Source organism: Lelliottia sp. JS-SCA-14, from assembly GCF_035593345.1.
GTDB lineage: Bacteria > Pseudomonadota > Gammaproteobacteria > Enterobacterales > Enterobacteriaceae > Enterobacter > Enterobacter wanjuensis.
In genome coordinates, this window is sequence record NZ_CP141606.1 from 2,811,654 (window position 1) to 2,829,752 (window position 18,099).

Genomic DNA, 18,099 nt, shown 5'->3' on the forward strand with positions numbered 1-18,099 from the left:
ATGGCATTACTGGACTTTTTTCTCTCGCGGAAAAAAAGCACCGCCAACATCGCGAAAGAGCGACTGCAAATTATCGTTGCGGAGCGTCGCCGCAGCGATGCTGAACCTCACTATTTGCCGCAGCTGCGCAAAGACATCCTGGAAGTGATTTGTAAGTACGTGCAGATCGACCCGGAGATGGTCACCGTGCAGCTTGAGCAGAAGGACGGAGATATTTCGATTCTGGAGCTGAACGTGACGCTGCCGGAAGCGGAAGAGTCGCGTCCGTAGCATTAAAACATGTCGGTTGTAGGCCGGGTAAGCGCAGCGCCTCCCGGCAAATCCCCGGTGGCGCTTCGCTTACCGGGGCTACAAAACCGACATACTCACGCTATTTTTACTGCGGATAGCTTTCCAGCAGGGTTTTCAGACGTTCGCCCATCAGTTCCCCGCGCCAGCCCGCGATCAGTTCCGGCAGGCCATTGTTTGGTTTTAACTTCCAGTGCCAGTTCAGCAGCTGATTGATCTGACGGCGTGACGCCAGCAGTTCCGGACTCACCTTGTTTTCTGTGCCCACTTCCAGCACCAGCGCTTTGATATCTTTAAAGGCTTTGCGATACCCCGGCATATCCATCAGGTTCAGGAGCGGCTCAGGCAGTTGGTCTTCCGGCAGCTCTTGCGCTTTGGCGACCAGCGCCAGCAGGGTTTTGCCGTGGAAGCGGATCTCACTCCCGGACAAACCAATACTGTCCAGCTCGCCCATGCTGCCCGGCATGTAGCGCGCCACGGCCCACAGGTGCTCTTCACGCACTACAAAGTTCACCGCCAGATCGCGCTCGCGCGCTTTGCGCAGACGCCAGTCGGCCAGCAGCTGCAGGCAGGCAAGCTGACGGGTGCGCAGCTGCCAGGCGTTGGTGATATCGCGCCAGGCGTCTTTCGGGTCGAGCACTTCCTGACGACGCTGCTGAGTCATGCGACATTCATTCAGCGCCGCGTCCAGCCAGCCGGCCTCTTCGCACGCTTTCATCAGCTGGCCGCAGATTGGCAGGAGATAAAACACGTCGGCGGCGGCGTAGTCGAGCTGGCGTTCGGTCAACGGACGGGCCAGCCAGTCGGTGCGCGATTCGCTCTTATCCAGCGCAATCCCGGTGTACTCTTCCACCATCGCGGCAAAGCCCCAGGAGAGCGGACGACCGGAGAAAGCAGCCAGGATTTGCGTATCAATCAGCGGCTCTGGCATCACGCCAAAGGTGTTCATGAACACTTCCAGATCTTCACTGCCCGCGTGCAGATATTTGGTGACCGCCGTGTCGAGCAGCAGATCGCGCATCGGCGTCCAGTCCGTGATGCCCAGAGGGTCAATCAGCGAGACCTTTTTGCCGTCGTACATCTGGATCAAACCCAACTGAGGATAGTAGGTTCGCGTACGAACAAACTCGGTATCCAGAGCAATGGCGGGAAAGTCGCGGGTGACGTCGCACAGCGTTGCCAGCTCGTCGTTGGTGGTGATCATCTGGTAATTCAAAACGGTTTCTCTCTGGTTTGCGCCCATAAAAAACGCCGGCTAACCGGCGTGTGATGGCGACTCACTCGAAGCTTAGGCTTTATTGTCCACTTTGGCGCGGGCTTCGTCACGTAATTCTCGTCGTAATATCTTCCCGACGTTCGATTTCGGCAGCTCGGTGCGGAACTCCACCAGCTTCGGCACTTTGTAGCCGGTGAGCTGACGGCGGCAGAAGGCGATCAGTTCGTCTTCGCTCAGCGAGGCGTCTTTTTTGACCACAAAGATCTTCACCGCTTCGCCGCTGCTACCGGACGGCACGCCGACGGCGGCCACTTCCTGCACCCCTTCGTGCTGCATCACCACGTCTTCGATTTCGTTTGGATAGACGTTAAAACCGGAGACCAGAATCATGTCTTTCTTGCGATCGACAATGCGCAGGAAACCCTCATCGTCCATCACCGCGATGTCGCCCGTATAGAGCCAGCCATCTTTGATGATTTCATCCGTCGCATCCGGGCGCTGCCAGTAGCCGAGCATCACCTGCGGCCCTTTCACGCACAATTCACCCGGCTCGCCGTGCGGCACTTCGTTGCCTTCGTCGTCGACCAGTTTGGCTTCCGTCGACGGCACCGGCAGACCAATGCTGCCGCTGTGATAATCAATGTCGTGCGGGTTAACGCTGACCAGCGGCGCGCACTCCGTCAGGCCGTAGCCTTCCAGCAGATACTGCCCGGTAAGCTTCACCCAGCGGTCGGCCACCGCCTGCTGAACCGGCATCCCGCCGCCCGCAGAGAGGTGCAGCGTGGAGAAGTCGAGCTGCTGGAACTCTTTGTTATTCAGCAGCGCGTTGAACAGCGTGTTGACGCCGGTCATCGCGGTGAACGGATATTTCGCCAGCTCTTTCACCAGCCCCGGAATATCGCGCGGGTTGGTGATGAGTAAATTCTGTCCGCCCAGCTCAATAAACAGCAGGCAGTTCATGGTCAGGGCAAAGATGTGATAAAGCGGGAGTGCTGTGACGACCAGCTCTTTGCCGCGATGCAGCAGCGGGCCATAGGTCGCATTCACCTGTTCAAGGTTCGCCAGCATGTTGCGGTGGGTCAGCATCGCCCCTTTGGCGACGCCGGTGGTGCCGCCGGTGTACTGCAGGAAGGCCAGATCCTCTGACACCACTTCCGGTTTCACGTACTGCATGCGGTACCCGCTGTGCAGCGCCCGACGGAAGGAGATGGCATCCGGCAGATGATACTTCGGTACCAGACGCTTCACGTATTTGACGACAAAGTTAACCAGCGTGCCTTTGGCCGTCGAAAGCTGATCGCCCATACGGGTCAGGATCACGTGGCGAACCTGAGTCTTATCGACCACTTTTTCGAGGGTATGAGCAAAGTTGGAGACGATCACAATCGCCGCCGCACCGCTGTCGTTCAACTGGTGTTCCAGCTCGCGCGGGGTATAGAGCGGGTTGACGTTCACCACAATCATTCCCGCCCGCAGAATACCGAACAGCGCCACCGGATACTGAAGCAGGTTGGGCATCATCAGCGCGACGCGGTCGCCCTTCTTCAGCCCCAACCCTTCCTGCAAATAGGCCGCAAACGCCCGGCTGCGCTCTTCCAGTTTGCGGAAGGTCATCACTTCGCCCATGTTCACAAACGCAGGCTGATCCGCATAGCGCGAAACCGAGTGCTCAAATAATTCAACCAGGGATTGATAACGGTCAGGATTGATCTCCGCAGGCACATCTGCGGGATAACGGTTAAGCCAAACCTTTTTCAATGCATCACCTCTGAAATGAGTGTTCGTCGTCATCACAACCCCGATAATAAACAGTTCGTTAACATTATATTAACTCAGCGTACCAGTTTATTAATTGTTCGGATTTAAGGTTGCGAAGCGCGTCACTCTTTTTTTTGTGTTTCGTCCGTAAAAAACAGAGACAGCGGCTGAGCCGCTGTCTCTTGTCTAAATATAACAGTAACTTACTCGGTAACGATGGTCTGCACCTGCGCCGGGCCCGGGTTGTACCAGCCCCATCCACCGTAGCCGCCATAGCCGCCATAGCGGTATGGGTGTGGTCCCCACATCCACGGGTCCATTGGCTGCGGTGGCAGCATGACCTGCTGAGTGAGATGCCAGCGTTTGTAGCCGTTCGCCTGCATGGTCATGAATTTATACGGCGTGTTGCCGATTTTGCCCTGCACCGCACCGGTAATCGGCCCGACGACCGTCACCAGTTGACCGCGGAAATCGACCGGGTCGAGGAAACCGTTCACGTCGGCGTAAATGCGCCCACGGGACGGTTCGCCAAGAGTCGGTCGTGCGCCGCTGTCCAGCGGTACCGTCGCGATTTCGAGGCGAGTTTTACCCTGCTGGTTCTGGATATCGACCACTTTACCGCCGAAGCGCGCTTCCTGGCCGACATACAGTTCAGGGGCATTCATCACCCGCACCAGATCCTGCTGCGGCGTTGGACTGCTCCCTTTGATCGCGTCAGGAACGGTGACACATCCGCTTAATGCCACAGCGATAGCGCCCGCTATGAAGAGGCGTACAGCCTTAGTTTGAACCGCCATGATGCGACTCCCTTTTCTCAGTGCTTATTACTGAGATTCACGCCCTGCCCGGAAGTTTCTTCCAGGCCACTTCATTTCGTAAATAAACTGGCTCAGCGTGTTCAACGGCCACGGTTTTTCCCGCCGCCAGCAGCTGACAGGCGATCGGCAGCATGTCTTCGGCGTGCGGAAGTAACACCTGACCCTCAACTAACGTGAGACCGCTGTCTTTTGCCAGATCCGGCCACGCTGGCCAGCCTGTACCGACTGTAGCCCACTCGCCCGTAAGGTGTTTCAACCGTTCAGCAACGGCCTCAGGTTTGAGCACCGACTCGGTCTCTTCTCCGTGCCAGACGCCCTGCTCATCGCGGGTATATTCCGCCCAGTAAACTTCGCCCATGCGGGCGTCGATCGCGGCGAGGACGCGCGTGGCGCCGGTCATGCGCCATGCGCCCTGCGCCATGGTCGCCAGCGTCGAGACGCCGATCATCGGGAGCCCAGCTCCCAGCGCCAGGCCCTGAGCGATACCAATCCCAATGCGCACGCCGGTGAAGCTGCCTGGCCCACGGCCAAACGCCAGCGCGTCGAGTTCAGTTAAGGAGGTGTTGCCCTGGTGAAGGATCTCTTTCACCAGCGGCAGAATACGTTGGGTATGTTCCCGGGGGCACTCTTCAAAATGGGCAAAGAGGGAACCGTTATCCCACAGGGCTGCCGAGCAGGCCTCTGTAGCGGTATCAATAGCCAGAATTCGCATGGGTCTCGCGCTCTCGCAATAGTCAGTCACAAAATGGCGCGCATCTTAGCACACCCCGGCGGAAATTACTCCGCCGTTGGGTTCGCCAGGAAACGCACCGCGCGATTAATGTCCCGCGTACGCGGTGCGGGTGGCAGGCTGGCGAGGAATGTCGCGCCGTACGGGCGCATCACCAGGCGGTTATCGCAGATAACCAGTACGCCGCGGTCGTCCGTATCACGGATGAGACGCCCGACGCCCTGTTTCAGGGTGATGACCGCATCCGGCAACTGGACGTCATCGAAGGGATCGCCCCCGCGCAGACGGCAGTCTTCCATCCGCGCTTTCAGGAGCGGATCGTCAGGCGAGGTAAACGGCAGTTTGTCGATGATGACTAATGATAGCGCATCCCCGCGCACGTCCACCCCTTCCCAGAAGCTGCTGGTCGCTACCAGCAGCGCGTTTCCGGCGGTGACAAACTGCTGAAGCAGCTGGCCTTTGCTGGTTTCGCCCTGCAACAGCACGGGTAAGGTCATGGTGGCACGGAACTGCTCGGCGAGGTCGCGCATCATGGCGTGGGAGGTGCAGAGCATAAAGCAGCGGCCATTGTTGGCCTCGATCATCGGTTTGAGCATCGCCGCCAGCTGTTTCGCCGCGCCCGGCTGGTTCGGCAGGGGTAAATTACGCGGCACGCAGAGCAGCGCCTGGGTTTCGTAATCGAACGGGCTCGGCAGCAGGAGTGAATCCGACTCTTCAATTCCCAGACGTTCGGTGAAGTGGTGCAGATCGTCATTCACTGAAAGTGTGGCGGAAGTAAAGATCCAGCTCCCTGGTTTCTGCGCCATCACCTCTTTGAACTTATCGGCGACGGTCAACGGCGTCAGCGCGAGGGTGAACTGGCGCGCGGTGCATTCGTACCAGTAGCTAAAGCCGGGCTGGTTGATCTCTTTCAGACGTTTCAGGCGTGAGCGGTAGAGCGTGGCGCGCTCAAAGGCGGCGTCGAGCAGTGCGCTGCGTCCGAGCGACAGTTTGGCGACGTCGTAGCAGAGCTCCAGCGCATCATCGAGCAAGAGCAGCGCGCGCTGGATGTTGCTGTCGGCTAACAGCTCGCGCAGGTTTCCGCGATAGCCGGGCTCGCCTAGCTGCATGCGGAAATCCTGCGCGCTTTGCGCCAGGCGGTCGGCACATTTTTGCAGCTGCTGGGTGTCGCGCAGTTCGGTGCGATAGGCGATGGTGAAATCTTTGGCGAGATCCTGAAGCTGGCGACTGGAGAGCGACTGACCAAAATACTGGCTGGCAATGTCTGGTAGCTGATGGGCTTCATCGAAAATCATCACTTCGGCCTCCGGGATCAGTTCGCCGAAGCCGCCGTCTTTGACCACCATATCGGCCAGGAACAAATGGTGGTTTACCACCACCACATCGGCGTCCATCGCCGTTTTACGCGCTTTGACGACGAAACAATCTTTATACAGCGGGCAGTCGCTGCCGAGGCAGTTGTCGTTGGTGCTGGTCACGAGTGGCCACGCCGGGGAATCTTCGGCGACGCTGGCGCAGGTGCTGATATCTCCATCGGTGGTCTGGTTAGCCCAGGCGCGGAGGATAATCACATCGCTTAGGGTGTTGACCGGCAAATCGCCCCCGGCCAGCGCCTGCTGTTCGAGGCGCTCCAGGCAGAGATAGTTCGAGCGCCCTTTCAGGAGCGCCAGTCGGCCTTTGTATTTCAGGGCTTTCGCGACGGTCGGCAGATCGCGGCTGTAGAGCTGATCCTGCAAGGCTTTCGAGCCGGTCGAGATGATCACTTTCTTTTTCGCGCGCAGCGCAGGGGCGAGATAGGCGTAAGTTTTGCCCGTCCCGGTTCCCGCCTCGACCACCAGCGACTGGGTATTTTTGATGGCGCGGGTGACCGCTTCTGCCATGTGTCGTTGCGGCTCGCGCGGTTTAAAACCGGGAATCGCCTGCGCTAACTGACCGTCTGCTGAAAAATCGTCTGCCACGTTGCTCTCTCACTGTATTTTTGCACAGGGATTATGTCAGCCCGCCCTCTCCTGTGCCAGTCGAAATAGACGTTGACGGAACATTATGGCAGTCTTGCGGCCTGAAGCCATTTATGAGGAAAGGTTTATGACAATTGTGCGCATTGATGCCGAAGCCCGCTGGTCTGACGTGGTGATTCACAACCAGACGCTCTATTACACCGGTGTACCGGAAAACCTGGACGCCGATGCGTTCGAGCAAACGGCCAACACGCTGGCGCAAATTGACGCGATTCTGGAAAAACAGGGCAGCGATAAATCCCGCATTCTGGATGCGACCATTTTCCTGGCGAATAAAGACGATTTCGCAGCGATGAATAAAGCCTGGGATGCCTGGGTCGTCGCGGGTCACGCGCCTGTACGCTGTACGGTACAGGCCACGCTGATGAAGCCGCAGTATAAAGTTGAAATCAAGATAATCGCGGCGGTGTAAGACGATTACTCGTCTTCTTCGTCATCCTCGAAACGCGCCACGATCCGATCGCCGGTATGGGTGGCGCGAATTTCCTGGGCGACGGTGGTAATCGCTTCACCGCTGCTCATCCCATTGGACATCAGTTCCTGAATTCGCTCGACCGCTTTTTGCTGCTGTTCGTGACTGAGGGAAGGTAAACCTGCAAACATGATCAACTCCTGCTAAATTATCTGCGCTAATACATTCACGCAGCCCGGTAGTATGCCACACATGAACCCGTTACCCCCTACTGTCATTTCATTACCCTGGCGTCAAGACGCCGCCGAATTCTGGTTTTCGCGCTTAAGCCATCTCCCGTGGGCGATGCTGCTGCACTCGGGGCACGCGGATCATCCCTATAGCCGCTTTGATATTCTGGTCGCCGATCCGCTCACCACGCTTCTGACGCACGGCGACACCACGCGTATTTCCTCAGGCGCTGAACGCGTCTGCGGCGATGATCCGCTGTCACTGCTGGAACAGGAACTGAGCGCCCTGCCTTTCACCGCCACAGCGAGTGCGGATCTGCCCTTCCAGGGCGGCGCGCTGGGGCTGTTTGGCTACGATTTAGGCCGTCGATTCGAAGCTTTGCCCGACCATGCAGAAGAGGATATTTCCCTGCCAGATATGGCCGTGGGGCTATACGACTGGGCGGTGATTGTCGATCACCACAAGAAAACCGTTTCCCTGCTAAGCCACACCGACGCCCACGCGCGGCTGGCATGGTTAGAGGCGCAACAGCCCTTCTCATCCTCTAATTTTACCTTAACTTCCGCCTGGCGATCCAACATGAGCGCCGACGCGTACGCCGATAAATTCCGGCAGGTGCAGGCGTATCTGCACAGCGGGGATTGCTACCAGGTGAATCTCGCCCAGCGTTTTCAGGCGAGTTACACGGGTGACGAGTGGCAGGCGTTTACGCGTCTTAATGCCAGCAACCGTGCGCCGTTCAGCGCTTTTTTGCGTCTGGAACAAGGGGCAGTGCTGAGTTTGTCGCCGGAGCGCTTTATCCATCTTGCAGACGACACTATTCAGACGAGGCCGATCAAAGGCACCCTGCCGCGCCTGGCGGATCCTGAAGCCGATAAGCAGCAGGCGGAGAAACTCGCCGCGTCACCGAAAGATCGCGCCGAGAATCTGATGATTGTCGATCTGATGCGTAACGATATTGGCCGTGTGGCAGAGCCTGGCAGCGTGCGTGTGCCTGAGCTGTTTGTCGTGGAGCCCTTCCCGGCGGTGCATCATCTGGTCAGCACCATTACGGCACGTCTTCCGGCCAACCGTTCGGCCTGCGATCTGCTGCGCGCCGCGTTTCCTGGCGGGTCGATCACCGGCGCACCGAAAGTGCGCGCCATGCAGATTATCGATGAGCTTGAGCCGCATCGCCGTAACGCGTGGTGTGGCAGCATCGGCTATCTGAGCCTGTGCGGCACCATGGATACCAGCATTACCATCCGCACCCTGACGGCCTGCGACGGGCAGCTATACTGCTCGGCGGGCGGCGGGATTGTGGCCGACAGCCAGTGCGCCGCGGAATACCAGGAAACCTTTGATAAAGTGAATCGCATCCTGCATCAACTGGAGAGCTAACGTTTGGATACCCACGATCTGACCCTGGATGATTTTCTGTCGCGCTTTCAGCTGTTGCGCCCGCAGGTGAACCGCGACGCGCTGAACAGCCGCCAGGCGGCGGTGCTGATCCCGGTGGTGCGCCGCGAACAGCCTGGATTGTTACTCACCAAGCGCTCATCGCATCTGCGTAAACACGCCGGTCAGGTGGCGTTTCCCGGCGGCGCGGTGGATGCGTCTGACGCCTCATTGATTGCCGCCGCGCTGCGCGAAGCCCAGGAAGAGGTGGCGATCCCGCCAGAAGCCGTGGAAGTGATTGGCGTACTACCGCCGGTGGACAGCGTGACCGGTTTTCAGGTGACGCCGGTGGTGGGGATTATCCCGCCCAATCTGCACTATCACGCCAGCGAAGATGAAGTAGCGGCGGTGTTCGAAATGCCGCTGGCGGAAGCCCTGCGTCTCAGCCGTTATCATCCGCTGGATATTCAACGTCGTGGACACGATCACCGGGTGTGGTTGTCGTGGTATCAGCATTATTTTGTCTGGGGCATGACGGCGGGCATTATCCGTGAGCTGGCGCTGCAAATCGGCCTGAAACCTTGACTATACTTTACATTCCGATTTTTTCTGCGCCTTTGCGAGTGACGTCGCATCATTAGTAAATCAGGGGTTATTCATTAGTTTAATTCATGTGAATAGTTCAGCCGACCTGGAGGTTCCCTCTTACACTATGCGCAGTTATAACATCGTTACTGGAACCCCGGTAACCCTGTCAGGAGTGAGAAAGTGATTAGTATATTCGACATGTTCAAAGTGGGGATTGGCCCGTCTTCTTCCCACACTGTAGGCCCAATGAAGGCCGGTAAACAGTTCGTCGATGATCTGGTCGAAAAAGGATTACTGGAAAGCACTACCCGCGTGGCCGTTGATGTTTACGGTTCGCTCTCTTTAACGGGTAAGGGCCACCACACCGATATCGCCATTATTATGGGTCTGGCAGGTAACATGCCGGACACAGTGGATATTGACGCCATTCCGGCGTTTATCCGCGACACTGAAACACGCGGTCGTCTGCTACTGGCTAACGGCAAGCACGAAGTGGATTTCCCCCACGACGACGGCATGCGTTTCCGTAGCGACAACCTGTCGCTGCATGAAAACGGCATGCAGATCCACGCCTTCAACGGCGACAAAGTGATCTACAGCAAAACCTACTACTCCATCGGCGGTGGTTTTATCGTCGACGAAGAGCATTTTGGCAAAGATACGGCGGGTGACGTGAACGTCCCTTACCCGTTTAAATCCGCGCAAGAGATGCTGGATTACTGCAAACAGACCGGCCTGTCCCTCTCCGGCATGGTGATGCAGAACGAACTGGCGCTGCACAGCAAAAAAGAGATCGAAGACTATTTTGGCAACGTCTGGCAGACCATGCAGGCCTGTATCGATCGCGGGATCAACACCGAAGGCGTACTGCCTGGCCCGCTGCGCGTTCCGCGTCGTGCCTCTGCCCTGCGCCGTATGCTGGTCACCACCGATAAGTTCTCCAACGACCCGATGAACGTGGTTGACTGGGTGAATATGTTTGCGCTGGCCGTGAACGAAGAAAACGCCGCCGGTGGCCGCGTGGTCACCGCTCCGACCAACGGCGCATGCGGTATCGTTCCTGCGGTGCTGGCCTATTACGATCACTTTATCGAGCCGGTGACCCCGGATATCTACACCCGCTACTTCCTCGCATCCGGTGCGGTGGGCGCATTGTATAAAATGAATGCCTCTATCTCCGGTGCCGAAGTGGGCTGTCAGGGTGAAGTGGGCGTGGCCTGCTCCATGGCGGCAGCGGGTCTGTCTGAACTGCTGGGCGCGAGCCCTGAGCAGGTATGCGTGGCCGCGGAAATCGGCATGGAGCATAACCTCGGTCTGACCTGTGACCCGGTTGCGGGCCAGGTGCAGGTGCCGTGCATCGAGCGTAACGCGATCGCCTCGGTGAAAGCGATCAATGCCTCGCGCATGGCAATGCGCCGCACCAGCGAACCGCGTGTGTCGCTGGATAAGGTCATCGAAACCATGTACGAAACCGGTAAAGACATGAACGCCAAATACCGTGAAACCTCACGCGGCGGTCTGGCCATTAAGGTGCAGTGCGACTAAGCACGCCATTGATTATTCTCTCTCGCCCATCTGCAACGGATGGGCGATATTTATTCGCTTTCTCGTCACCGTAACATTTCCCCACTACACTTTCTGTGTTGCCCTGGCTCCTGTGCTGGCGGCTTATCGAGCCCCCTTTCATGCAGAATGCGCAAAGGATCATTAAAAGTTATCGCCGAAACCGCATTATGGTCTGTGTGCTGGTGGCTTTTATTACGCTCTTTCTGACTCTCGGCATTCGGTTTATTTCACAGCGCAATTTAAATCAGGAACGTATTCACACCTTTGTCAGCCACTCGGTGAATGCGCTGGATAAGATCCTGCTGCCGCTGCAGGCGGGCCGGGAAACCTTGCAAGCCCTGGTCGGCGCGCCCTGCCCTGACGCCCATCTGACGCTGCGTAAACGGGCCGCAACGCTGCAAACCGTGCGTTCTATCGCCCTGATCAAAGACGGTATTCTTTACTGCTCCAGCATATTTGGCGATCGCGATGTTCCCATTCGTCAGGTGCAGCCCGACCTGCCTTCCAGCCAGCCGCAGCTGGTACTGTCGACGGACAAATCGCTGCTCAAAGGCAGCCCGATTTTGATTCAGTGGTATCCGGTTTCCGACAGCGGGGAAGACGGCGTGATGCAGATTGTGAATATCGATCTGATCACCAAAATGATGCTCGAGCCGCAGCGCCCGCTGATCACCGACGTCAGCCTGAACGTCGGGAACAAATTCCTGCGCTACGGGCAGAATGTCACCGACTCGCTGGCGTTCACTCAGGACACCATGATCCTGAGCCAGACCTCAGGCCATTTCCCCTTTACCATCACCGTCAGCGGGCCGGGAGCCAGCGAACTGGCGCTGATGAATCTCCCCTCTCAGCTTCCGCTCGCCGTCTTGCTGAGCCTGCTGCTGGGCTATATCGCCTGGCTTGCCACCGCCAGCCGCATGAGTTTCACCTGGGAAATTAACCTCGGGTTAGCCGCGCGCGAGTTCGAGCTGTTCTGCCAGCCGTTGCTCAACGCCCGGACGCAGAAATGCGTCGGGGTGGAGATCCTGCTGCGCTGGAATAACCCTCGCCAGGGCTGGATTTCGCCGGACGTATTTATCCCCCTGGCGGAGGAACACAATCTGATTGTTCCCCTGACGCGCTACGTGATTATGGAAACCGTCCGCCAGATTGGCTATTTCCCGGCGAACAAGGGATTTCATATCGGGATTAACGTCGCGGCCAGCCACTTCCGCAACGGCGTGTTGCTCCAGGATCTGAACCGCTACTGGTTCAACGCCCGCCCGAAACAGCAGTTAATCATTGAACTCACCGAGCGGGACGCGCTACTGGATGTGGATTATCGCATCGTGCGCGAGCTGCATCGCAAAGAGGTCAAACTGGCGATTGACGATTTCGGCACCGGCAACAGTTCCCTGTCGTGGCTGGAAAAACTGCGTCCGGATGTGCTGAAAATTGATAAGTCTTTCACCACCGCGCTGGGTACCGATGCGGTGAATTCGACAGTGACGGATATCATTATTGCCCTGGGGCAGCGGCTGAATATTGAACTGGTGGCGGAAGGCGTGGAGACACAGGAGCAGGCGCGTTACTTACGCCATCATGGGGTCAATATTTTGCAGGGATTTTTGTATGCGCGGCCAATGCCGCTGAAAGATTTTCCGCAGTGGCTGGCGGAGAGTTCGCCTCCGCCAGCCCCGCGTAACGGGCACGTGATGCCCGCTATGCCGTTACATTAAGCCTGATTACTCTTCTTCGTCGTGGGCGGACTGCTCTTTAACAATACGCACCATGTCTACCCGGTAATCATTCGCCTGCATGATTGTGATCTGCAGCGGCGGGAGTTCAATGATATCGCCGACGCGCGGGATTTGACCGTTCACGGCAATCACTAAACCGGCCACGGTCGCGATATCTTCTTCGTCGTTGATGACGTTATCGAGACCCAGCGTATGCTGCAGGGCGTGCAGGTCGGTGGTGCCTTTGACCAGCCAGCCGTCGCCATCGGCCACGATCTCTGGCGTTTCATCGGCGTCAGGGAACTCACCGGCAATCGCTTCTAGCACGTCCAGCGGGGTCACCAGACCCTGCACCACGCCAAATTCGTTGGTGACGATAACGAAGCTACCGCGGGCACGACGCAGGACGCCAAGCAGGTTGATCGGGTCCAGGGTTTCCGGCACCACAATCGCCGGGGAGGCCGCGGCAATCGCTTCGACGTTCACGCCCTCTTCCAGCGCCACCAGCATCTCTTTGGCGCGCACCACACCGATGATCTCATCCAGCTCACCGCGACACACCGGGAACAGGCTGTGCGGTGAAGAGAGCAACTGCTGGCGAATTTCATCCACCGTCAGGTTGGCATCGACCCAGCTGATTTCACCGCGTGGTGTCATAATGCCGCGCAACGAGCGGGAAGCCAGGGAGAGGACGCCGTTAATCATGTAACGCTCTTCTTCCACAAACGCGCCTTCCGGCACCGGAACCGGGTTACGGTTCGCGGTTTCTGGCTGGACGTTGGTCTGACGACGACCGCCCATCAGACGCAGGATGGCGTCAGCGGTACGGGCGCGCAGCGGCTGATTGGACTGCTGTTTGATGAAGTTACGGCGCGCAATCTGGTTAAACAGCTCGATAATGATCGAGAAGCCAATCGCGGCGTACAGGTAGCCTTTTGGAATATGGAAGCCGAAACCTTCTGCAACGAGGCTCAGACCAATCATCAGCAGGAAGCTCAGACACAGCACCACGACCGTTGGATGTTCGTTCACAAAACGGGTCAGCGGTTTAGACGCCAGCAGCATCACGGCCATCGCAATCACGACAGCGGCCATCATCACCGGCAGGTGGTTCACCATGCCGACGGCAGTAATCACCGCGTCCAGGGAGAAGACGGCGTCGAGCACCACGATCTGCGCAACCACCACCCAGAAACTCGCATAGCCTTTACCGTGTCCATCGTCGTGCTGTCGGTTTTCCAGCCGTTCATGCAACTCGGTTGTCGCTTTGAACAGCAGGAATAGCCCCCCCACCAGCATGATCAAATCACGGCCGGAGAAGGTGAAATCCATCACGGTGAACAGCGGTTTGGTCAGGGTGACCATCCACGAAATAACGGACAGCAGCGCGAGACGCATGATCAGCGCCAGCGAAAGGCCGATTAAACGCGCTTTGTCGCGCTGTTTTGGCGGCAGCTTATCCGCAAGGATGGCGATAAACACCAGGTTGTCGATACCGAGAACAATCTCAAGAACAACCAGCGTGAGTAATCCCACCCAGATTGACGGGTCCATTAAGAATTCCATGACAAGCTCCTGCTAAAGGAATGACTAAACGGCGCCCCGAAAAGCATGGGCGAAATGACGGTAGACGTGTGTAATGAGTGGCGAGGTTCGCCGGCGTGCAAGGCGCAAAATGGCCTGGAAGATGACTGACGTCGGTGACGATCCATACAGTGGGCTGTAGCCCTATACTCCTGGTTATTAAACGGAGGCTAAACATATCAGAGACAATGGCTTTTTAGCAAAGATTTACTTTCCTTTGCAAAGATCTGTTACAGAGTCGATTTTCATTTGAGATAAATCTCGTCTGCGTAGCTAAATTACGGATCTTCATCACATAAATTATTTTTTCACTATCTAAAATAATTCCCGGAAGTCTTCGTTAATTTAACTCTAACCCTTTATCTGAATCGATTCGGTGCGCCGGGGAAGATTCTCAGTACAACTGCCTGTCAGTTGTATTCATGATAATAAAAGGAGGTAGCAAGTGACCATTGCTATTGTAATAGGCACACATGGTTGGGCTGCAGAGCAGTTACTCAAAACCGCAGAGATGCTGTTGGGTGAGCAGGAAAACGTTGGCTGGATCGATTTCGTCCCTGGCGAAAACGCTGAAACGCTGATCGAAAAATACACGGCTCAGCTGGAGAAACTGGATACCCGTAGTGGGGTGCTGTTTCTCGTTGATACATGGGGTGGCAGTCCGTTTAACGCCGCCAGCCGCATTGTCGTCGATAAAGAGCATTATGAAGTTGTCGCGGGCGTCAACATTCCTATGCTGGTCGAAACGCTGATGGCGCGTGACGACAACCCGAGCTTTGACGAACTGGTCGCTCTGGCTGTCGAAACCGGTCGCGAAGGCGTGAAAGCGCTGAAAGCGAAACCGGCAGAGAAACCTGCCCCGGTCGCCGCAGCGGTGAAAGCCGCGGTTCCCACTAAACCGATGGGCGCGAACGATTACATGGTGATCGGGCTGGCGCGTATTGATGACCGTTTAATCCACGGCCAGGTGGCAACACGCTGGACCAAAGAGACCAACGTGAAACGCATTATCGTCGTCAGCGACGAAGTGGCCGCCGATCACGTTCGTAAAACCCTTCTCACCCAGGTTGCTCCTCCGGGCGTTACCGCACATGTCGTGGACGTCGCCAAGATGATCCGCGTGTATAACAACCCGAAATATGCCGGTGAACGCGTCATGCTCCTGTTCACCAACCCGACAGACGTTGAACGCGTGGTGGAAGGCGGCGTGAAAATCACCTCCGTAAACATCGGTGGTATGGCTTTCCGTCAGGGCAAAACGCAGGTAAACAACGCGATTTCCGTCGATGAAAAAGATATCGAAGCCTTCAATAAGCTGAATGCACGCGGTATTGAACTGGAAGCCCGTAAGGTTTCCACGGATCAGAGACTGAAAATGATGGATTTGATCGGCAAGGTTGGGAAATAACCCAGGCGCTGATTTTTCACATAAAGCTTATGTTATAGGAGAAGTACAATGGAGATTACCACTCTTCAGATTGTGCTGGTGTTCATCGTCGCGTGTATTGCGGGTATGGAATCCGTACTTGATGAATTTCAGTTCCACCGCCCACTGGTGGCCTGTACGTTGATTGGCGCCGTTCTCGGCGATATGAAAACCGGTATTATCATCGGTGGTACGCTGGAAATGATCGCCCTGGGCTGGATGAACATCGGCGCGGCCGTTGCGCCTGATGCGGCGCTGGCGTCCATCATTTCTACGGTTCTGGTTATTGCCGGACATCAAAGCATCGGTGCCGGTATCGCACTGGCTATCCCACTGGCAGCAGCAGGCCAGGTTCTGACCATCATCGTTCGTACTATCACCGTGGCCTTCCAGCACGCGGCGGATAAGGCGGCAGATAATGGCAACCTGACGGCGCTCTCGTGGATCCACGTCTCGTCCCTGTTCCTGCAGGCCATGCGTATCGCTATCCCTGCGGTTATCGTTGCCATCTCTGTCGGTACCAGCGAAGTGCAGAGCATGCTGAACGCGATTCCAGAAGTCGTGACCGGCGGTCTGAACATCGCGGGTGGCATGATCGTGGTCGTCGGTTATGCGATGGTCATCAACATGATGCGCGCAGGCTACCTGATGCCGTTCTTCTACCTCGGCTTTGTTACCGCGGCGTTCACTAACTTCAACCTGGTTGCTCTGGGTGTGATTGGTGCGGTGATGGCGATTCTGTACATCCAGCTGAGCCCGAAATATAACCGCGTCGCGGGTGCACCAGCGCAGGCTGCTGGTAACAACGATCTCGATAACGAACTGGACTAGCAGGTGAGCGAAATGGTTGATATGACAAAAACTACCACCGAGAAAAAACTCACTCCGGGTGATATTCGTGGCGTATTCCTGCGTTCGAACCTGTTCCAGGGTTCATGGAACTTCGAACGTATGCAGGCGCTGGGCTTCTGCTTCTCCATGGTACCGGCGATTCGACGCCTGTATCCGGAAAACAACGAAGCACGTCGCCAGGCGATTAAACGTCACCTGGAATTCTTTAACACCCACCCTTACGTTGCGGCTCCGGTTCTCGGCGTAACTCTGGCGATGGAAGAGCAGCGTGCAAACGGCGCAGAGATTGACGATGGTGCCATCAACGGTATCAAAGTCGGTCTGATGGGTCCGCTGGCAGGCGTGGGCGACCCAATCTTCTGGGGTACCGTACGTCCGGTCTTCGCGGCACTCGGCGCGGGTATCGCGATGAGCGGCAGCCTGCTCGGCCCACTGCTGTTCTTCATTCTGTTCAACGCAGTCCGTCTGGCAACCCGTTACTACGGCGTGGCTTACGGCTACCGTAAAGGTGTCGATATCGTTTCTGATATGGGCGGCGGCTTCCTGCAGAAACTGACTGAGGGGGCGTCCATTCTCGGCCTCTTTGTCATGGGGGCTCTGGTGAACAAGTGGACGCACGTGAACATCCCGCTGGTGGTGTCGACCATCACCGGTCAGGATGGACAAACGCGTGTGACCACCGTGCAGACCATCCTCGACCAGCTGATGCCGGGCCTGGTGCCGCTGCTGCTGACCTTTGCCTGTATGTGGCTGCTGCGTAAGAAAGTGAACGCCCTGTGGATCATCGTTGGCTTCTTCGTCATCGGTATCGTGGGTTACGCTATCGGCCTGTTGGGTCTGTAAGTTTTCGCTTTATCTACCGGGGGCTTGCCCCCGGTTTTTTATTCTGGAGGACGAATGACGGTTACGGATATCGTACTGGTTCTGTTTATTGTTGCCCTTCTGGCGTACGCCATTTACGACGAATTCCTGATGCCCCGCCGCCACGGCGAGACACTGCTTTCCATCCCCCTCCTGCGTCGCGGTCGGGTTGATGCTTTTATCTTCGCGGGTCTGCTCGCCATTCTGATTTACAACAATGCCATGAGCCACGGTGCATTATTAACCACATGGTTATTATGTGCGCTGGCATTAATGGCGATTTATCTCTTCTGGATCAGAGCGCCGAAGATCCTCTTCAAACGTCATGGCTTTTTCTTCGCCAATGCGTGGATAGAATATAACCGTATTAAAGAGATGAATTTATCCGAGGACGGCGTGCTGGTCATGCAATTAGAGCAGCGCCGCCTGCTCATCCGGGTGAAGAATATTGATGACCTCGAGAAAATATACAAATTAATGGTTAAAACTCAATGAGTTAAATTTATAGCAACGGCTATATATTGTCTCTTTTCGCGGCGAGCAATATATAGCCACAGCTATATTCCCGCCTGAATTAACTTATATTTATTAACGTTATTCTCACCAATAAATCTAAATGAAAATCGTTATCAACAAGTTAATGGAATAATACCTTC

Annotated in this window: 18 protein-coding genes; 10 read left to right on the plus strand and 8 right to left on the minus strand. The window is 56.5% G+C overall.

The window, feature by feature from the left end; translation table 11 throughout:
- A complete protein-coding gene (gene minE, locus U9O48_RS13200; RefSeq protein WP_010432714.1) occupies positions 1–270 on the plus strand; it encodes a cell division topological specificity factor MinE in 270 nt (89 codons plus the stop codon).
- A 106-nt stretch (positions 271–376) separates the two neighbouring features.
- On the opposite strand, the gene rnd is transcribed toward minE, so the two are convergent.
- The 5 genes from rnd to U9O48_RS13225 all read right to left on the minus strand — a co-directional run bounded on the left by rnd (position 377) and on the right by U9O48_RS13225 (position 6,768).
- Positions 377–1,504 (minus strand): ribonuclease D, encoded by a 1,128-nt coding sequence (gene rnd / locus U9O48_RS13205; protein WP_285149580.1) that lies wholly within the window; start codon positions 1,502–1,504, stop codon positions 377–379.
- Between the two features lie 72 nt (positions 1,505–1,576).
- A complete protein-coding gene (gene fadD / locus U9O48_RS13210) occupies positions 1,577–3,262 on the minus strand; it encodes a long-chain-fatty-acid--CoA ligase FadD (RefSeq protein WP_282494605.1) in 1,686 nt (561 codons plus the stop codon).
- Positions 3,263–3,465: 203 nt separating this feature from the next.
- Positions 3,466–4,059 carry a Slp family lipoprotein gene (locus U9O48_RS13215; RefSeq protein WP_324722642.1) on the minus strand — a complete coding sequence of 198 codons (594 nt, stop codon included), beginning with the start codon at positions 4,057–4,059 and terminating at the stop codon, positions 3,466–3,468.
- A gap of 37 nt (positions 4,060–4,096) precedes the next feature.
- Positions 4,097–4,792, minus strand: coding sequence for a tRNA (adenosine(37)-N6)-threonylcarbamoyltransferase complex dimerization subunit type 1 TsaB (tsaB, locus tag U9O48_RS13220; RefSeq protein WP_324722643.1), 696 nt, complete (start codon positions 4,790–4,792; stop codon positions 4,097–4,099).
- A 65-nt stretch (positions 4,793–4,857) separates the two neighbouring features.
- Complete coding sequence (locus tag U9O48_RS13225; RefSeq protein ID WP_282494608.1) at positions 4,858–6,768, minus strand: ATP-dependent DNA helicase; 1,911 nt, start codon at positions 6,766–6,768, stop codon at positions 4,858–4,860.
- Positions 6,769–6,895: 127 nt separating this feature from the next.
- Here U9O48_RS13225 and U9O48_RS13230 point away from each other — a divergent pair, with 127 nt between their 5' ends.
- On the plus strand, positions 6,896–7,240 hold the full coding sequence (locus U9O48_RS13230) for a RidA family protein (RefSeq protein ID WP_095282339.1): 345 nt from the start codon (positions 6,896–6,898) through the stop codon (positions 7,238–7,240).
- A gap of 5 nt (positions 7,241–7,245) precedes the next feature.
- On the opposite strand, the gene U9O48_RS13235 is transcribed toward U9O48_RS13230, so the two are convergent.
- Positions 7,246–7,431, minus strand: a complete 186-nt coding sequence (locus U9O48_RS13235) for a YoaH family protein (protein WP_282494609.1) — start codon at positions 7,429–7,431, stop codon at positions 7,246–7,248.
- Positions 7,432–7,492: 61 nt separating this feature from the next.
- On the opposite strand from U9O48_RS13235, the gene pabB reads away from it, so the two are divergent.
- The 4 genes from pabB to U9O48_RS13255 all read left to right on the plus strand — a co-directional run bounded on the left by pabB (position 7,493) and on the right by U9O48_RS13255 (position 12,720).
- Entirely contained in the window at positions 7,493–8,851 is a 1,359-nt protein-coding gene (gene pabB, locus U9O48_RS13240) for an aminodeoxychorismate synthase component 1 (protein ID WP_324722644.1), read from the plus strand.
- A 3-nt stretch (positions 8,852–8,854) separates the two neighbouring features.
- Positions 8,855–9,433: a CoA pyrophosphatase gene (locus U9O48_RS13245; protein ID WP_282494611.1), complete on the plus strand. Its 579-nt coding sequence runs from the start codon at positions 8,855–8,857 to the stop codon at positions 9,431–9,433.
- Between the two features lie 183 nt (positions 9,434–9,616).
- Entirely contained in the window at positions 9,617–10,981 is a 1,365-nt protein-coding gene (gene sdaA / locus U9O48_RS13250; protein WP_285149560.1) for an L-serine ammonia-lyase, read from the plus strand.
- 140 nt (positions 10,982–11,121) lie between these two features.
- Positions 11,122–12,720 (plus strand): EAL domain-containing protein, encoded by a 1,599-nt coding sequence (locus tag U9O48_RS13255; RefSeq protein ID WP_282494613.1) that lies wholly within the window; start codon positions 11,122–11,124, stop codon positions 12,718–12,720.
- Between the two features lie 6 nt (positions 12,721–12,726).
- On the opposite strand, the gene yoaE is transcribed toward U9O48_RS13255, so the two are convergent.
- Positions 12,727–14,286 (minus strand): CNNM family cation transport protein YoaE, encoded by a 1,560-nt coding sequence (gene yoaE / locus U9O48_RS13260; RefSeq protein ID WP_282494614.1) that lies wholly within the window; start codon positions 14,284–14,286, stop codon positions 12,727–12,729.
- The gene (locus U9O48_RS23365) at positions 14,274–14,432 is read right to left on the minus strand and encodes a protein YoaL (RefSeq protein WP_416382088.1); all 159 of its coding nucleotides are present in this window, start codon (positions 14,430–14,432) and stop codon (positions 14,274–14,276) included. Before U9O48_RS23365 ends, yoaE begins: the two co-directional genes overlap by 13 nt.
- A gap of 317 nt (positions 14,433–14,749) precedes the next feature.
- On the opposite strand from U9O48_RS23365, the gene manX reads away from it, so the two are divergent.
- Genes manX through U9O48_RS13280 form a run of 4 tightly spaced genes read left to right on the plus strand, consistent with a single transcriptional unit; the run spans position 14,750 to position 17,938 of the window.
- Positions 14,750–15,712, plus strand: coding sequence for a PTS mannose transporter subunit IIAB (gene manX, locus U9O48_RS13265; protein WP_282494615.1), 963 nt, complete (start codon positions 14,750–14,752; stop codon positions 15,710–15,712).
- Positions 15,713–15,760: 48 nt separating this feature from the next.
- Entirely contained in the window at positions 15,761–16,561 is an 801-nt protein-coding gene (manY, locus tag U9O48_RS13270; protein ID WP_022648448.1) for a PTS mannose transporter subunit IIC, read from the plus strand.
- Positions 16,562–16,573: 12 nt separating this feature from the next.
- Entirely contained in the window at positions 16,574–17,425 is an 852-nt protein-coding gene (locus tag U9O48_RS13275; protein WP_095282347.1) for a PTS mannose transporter subunit IID, read from the plus strand.
- 54 nt (positions 17,426–17,479) lie between these two features.
- Entirely contained in the window at positions 17,480–17,938 is a 459-nt protein-coding gene (locus U9O48_RS13280; protein WP_285144276.1) for a DUF986 family protein, read from the plus strand.
- Positions 17,939–18,099 lie beyond the last annotated feature (161 nt).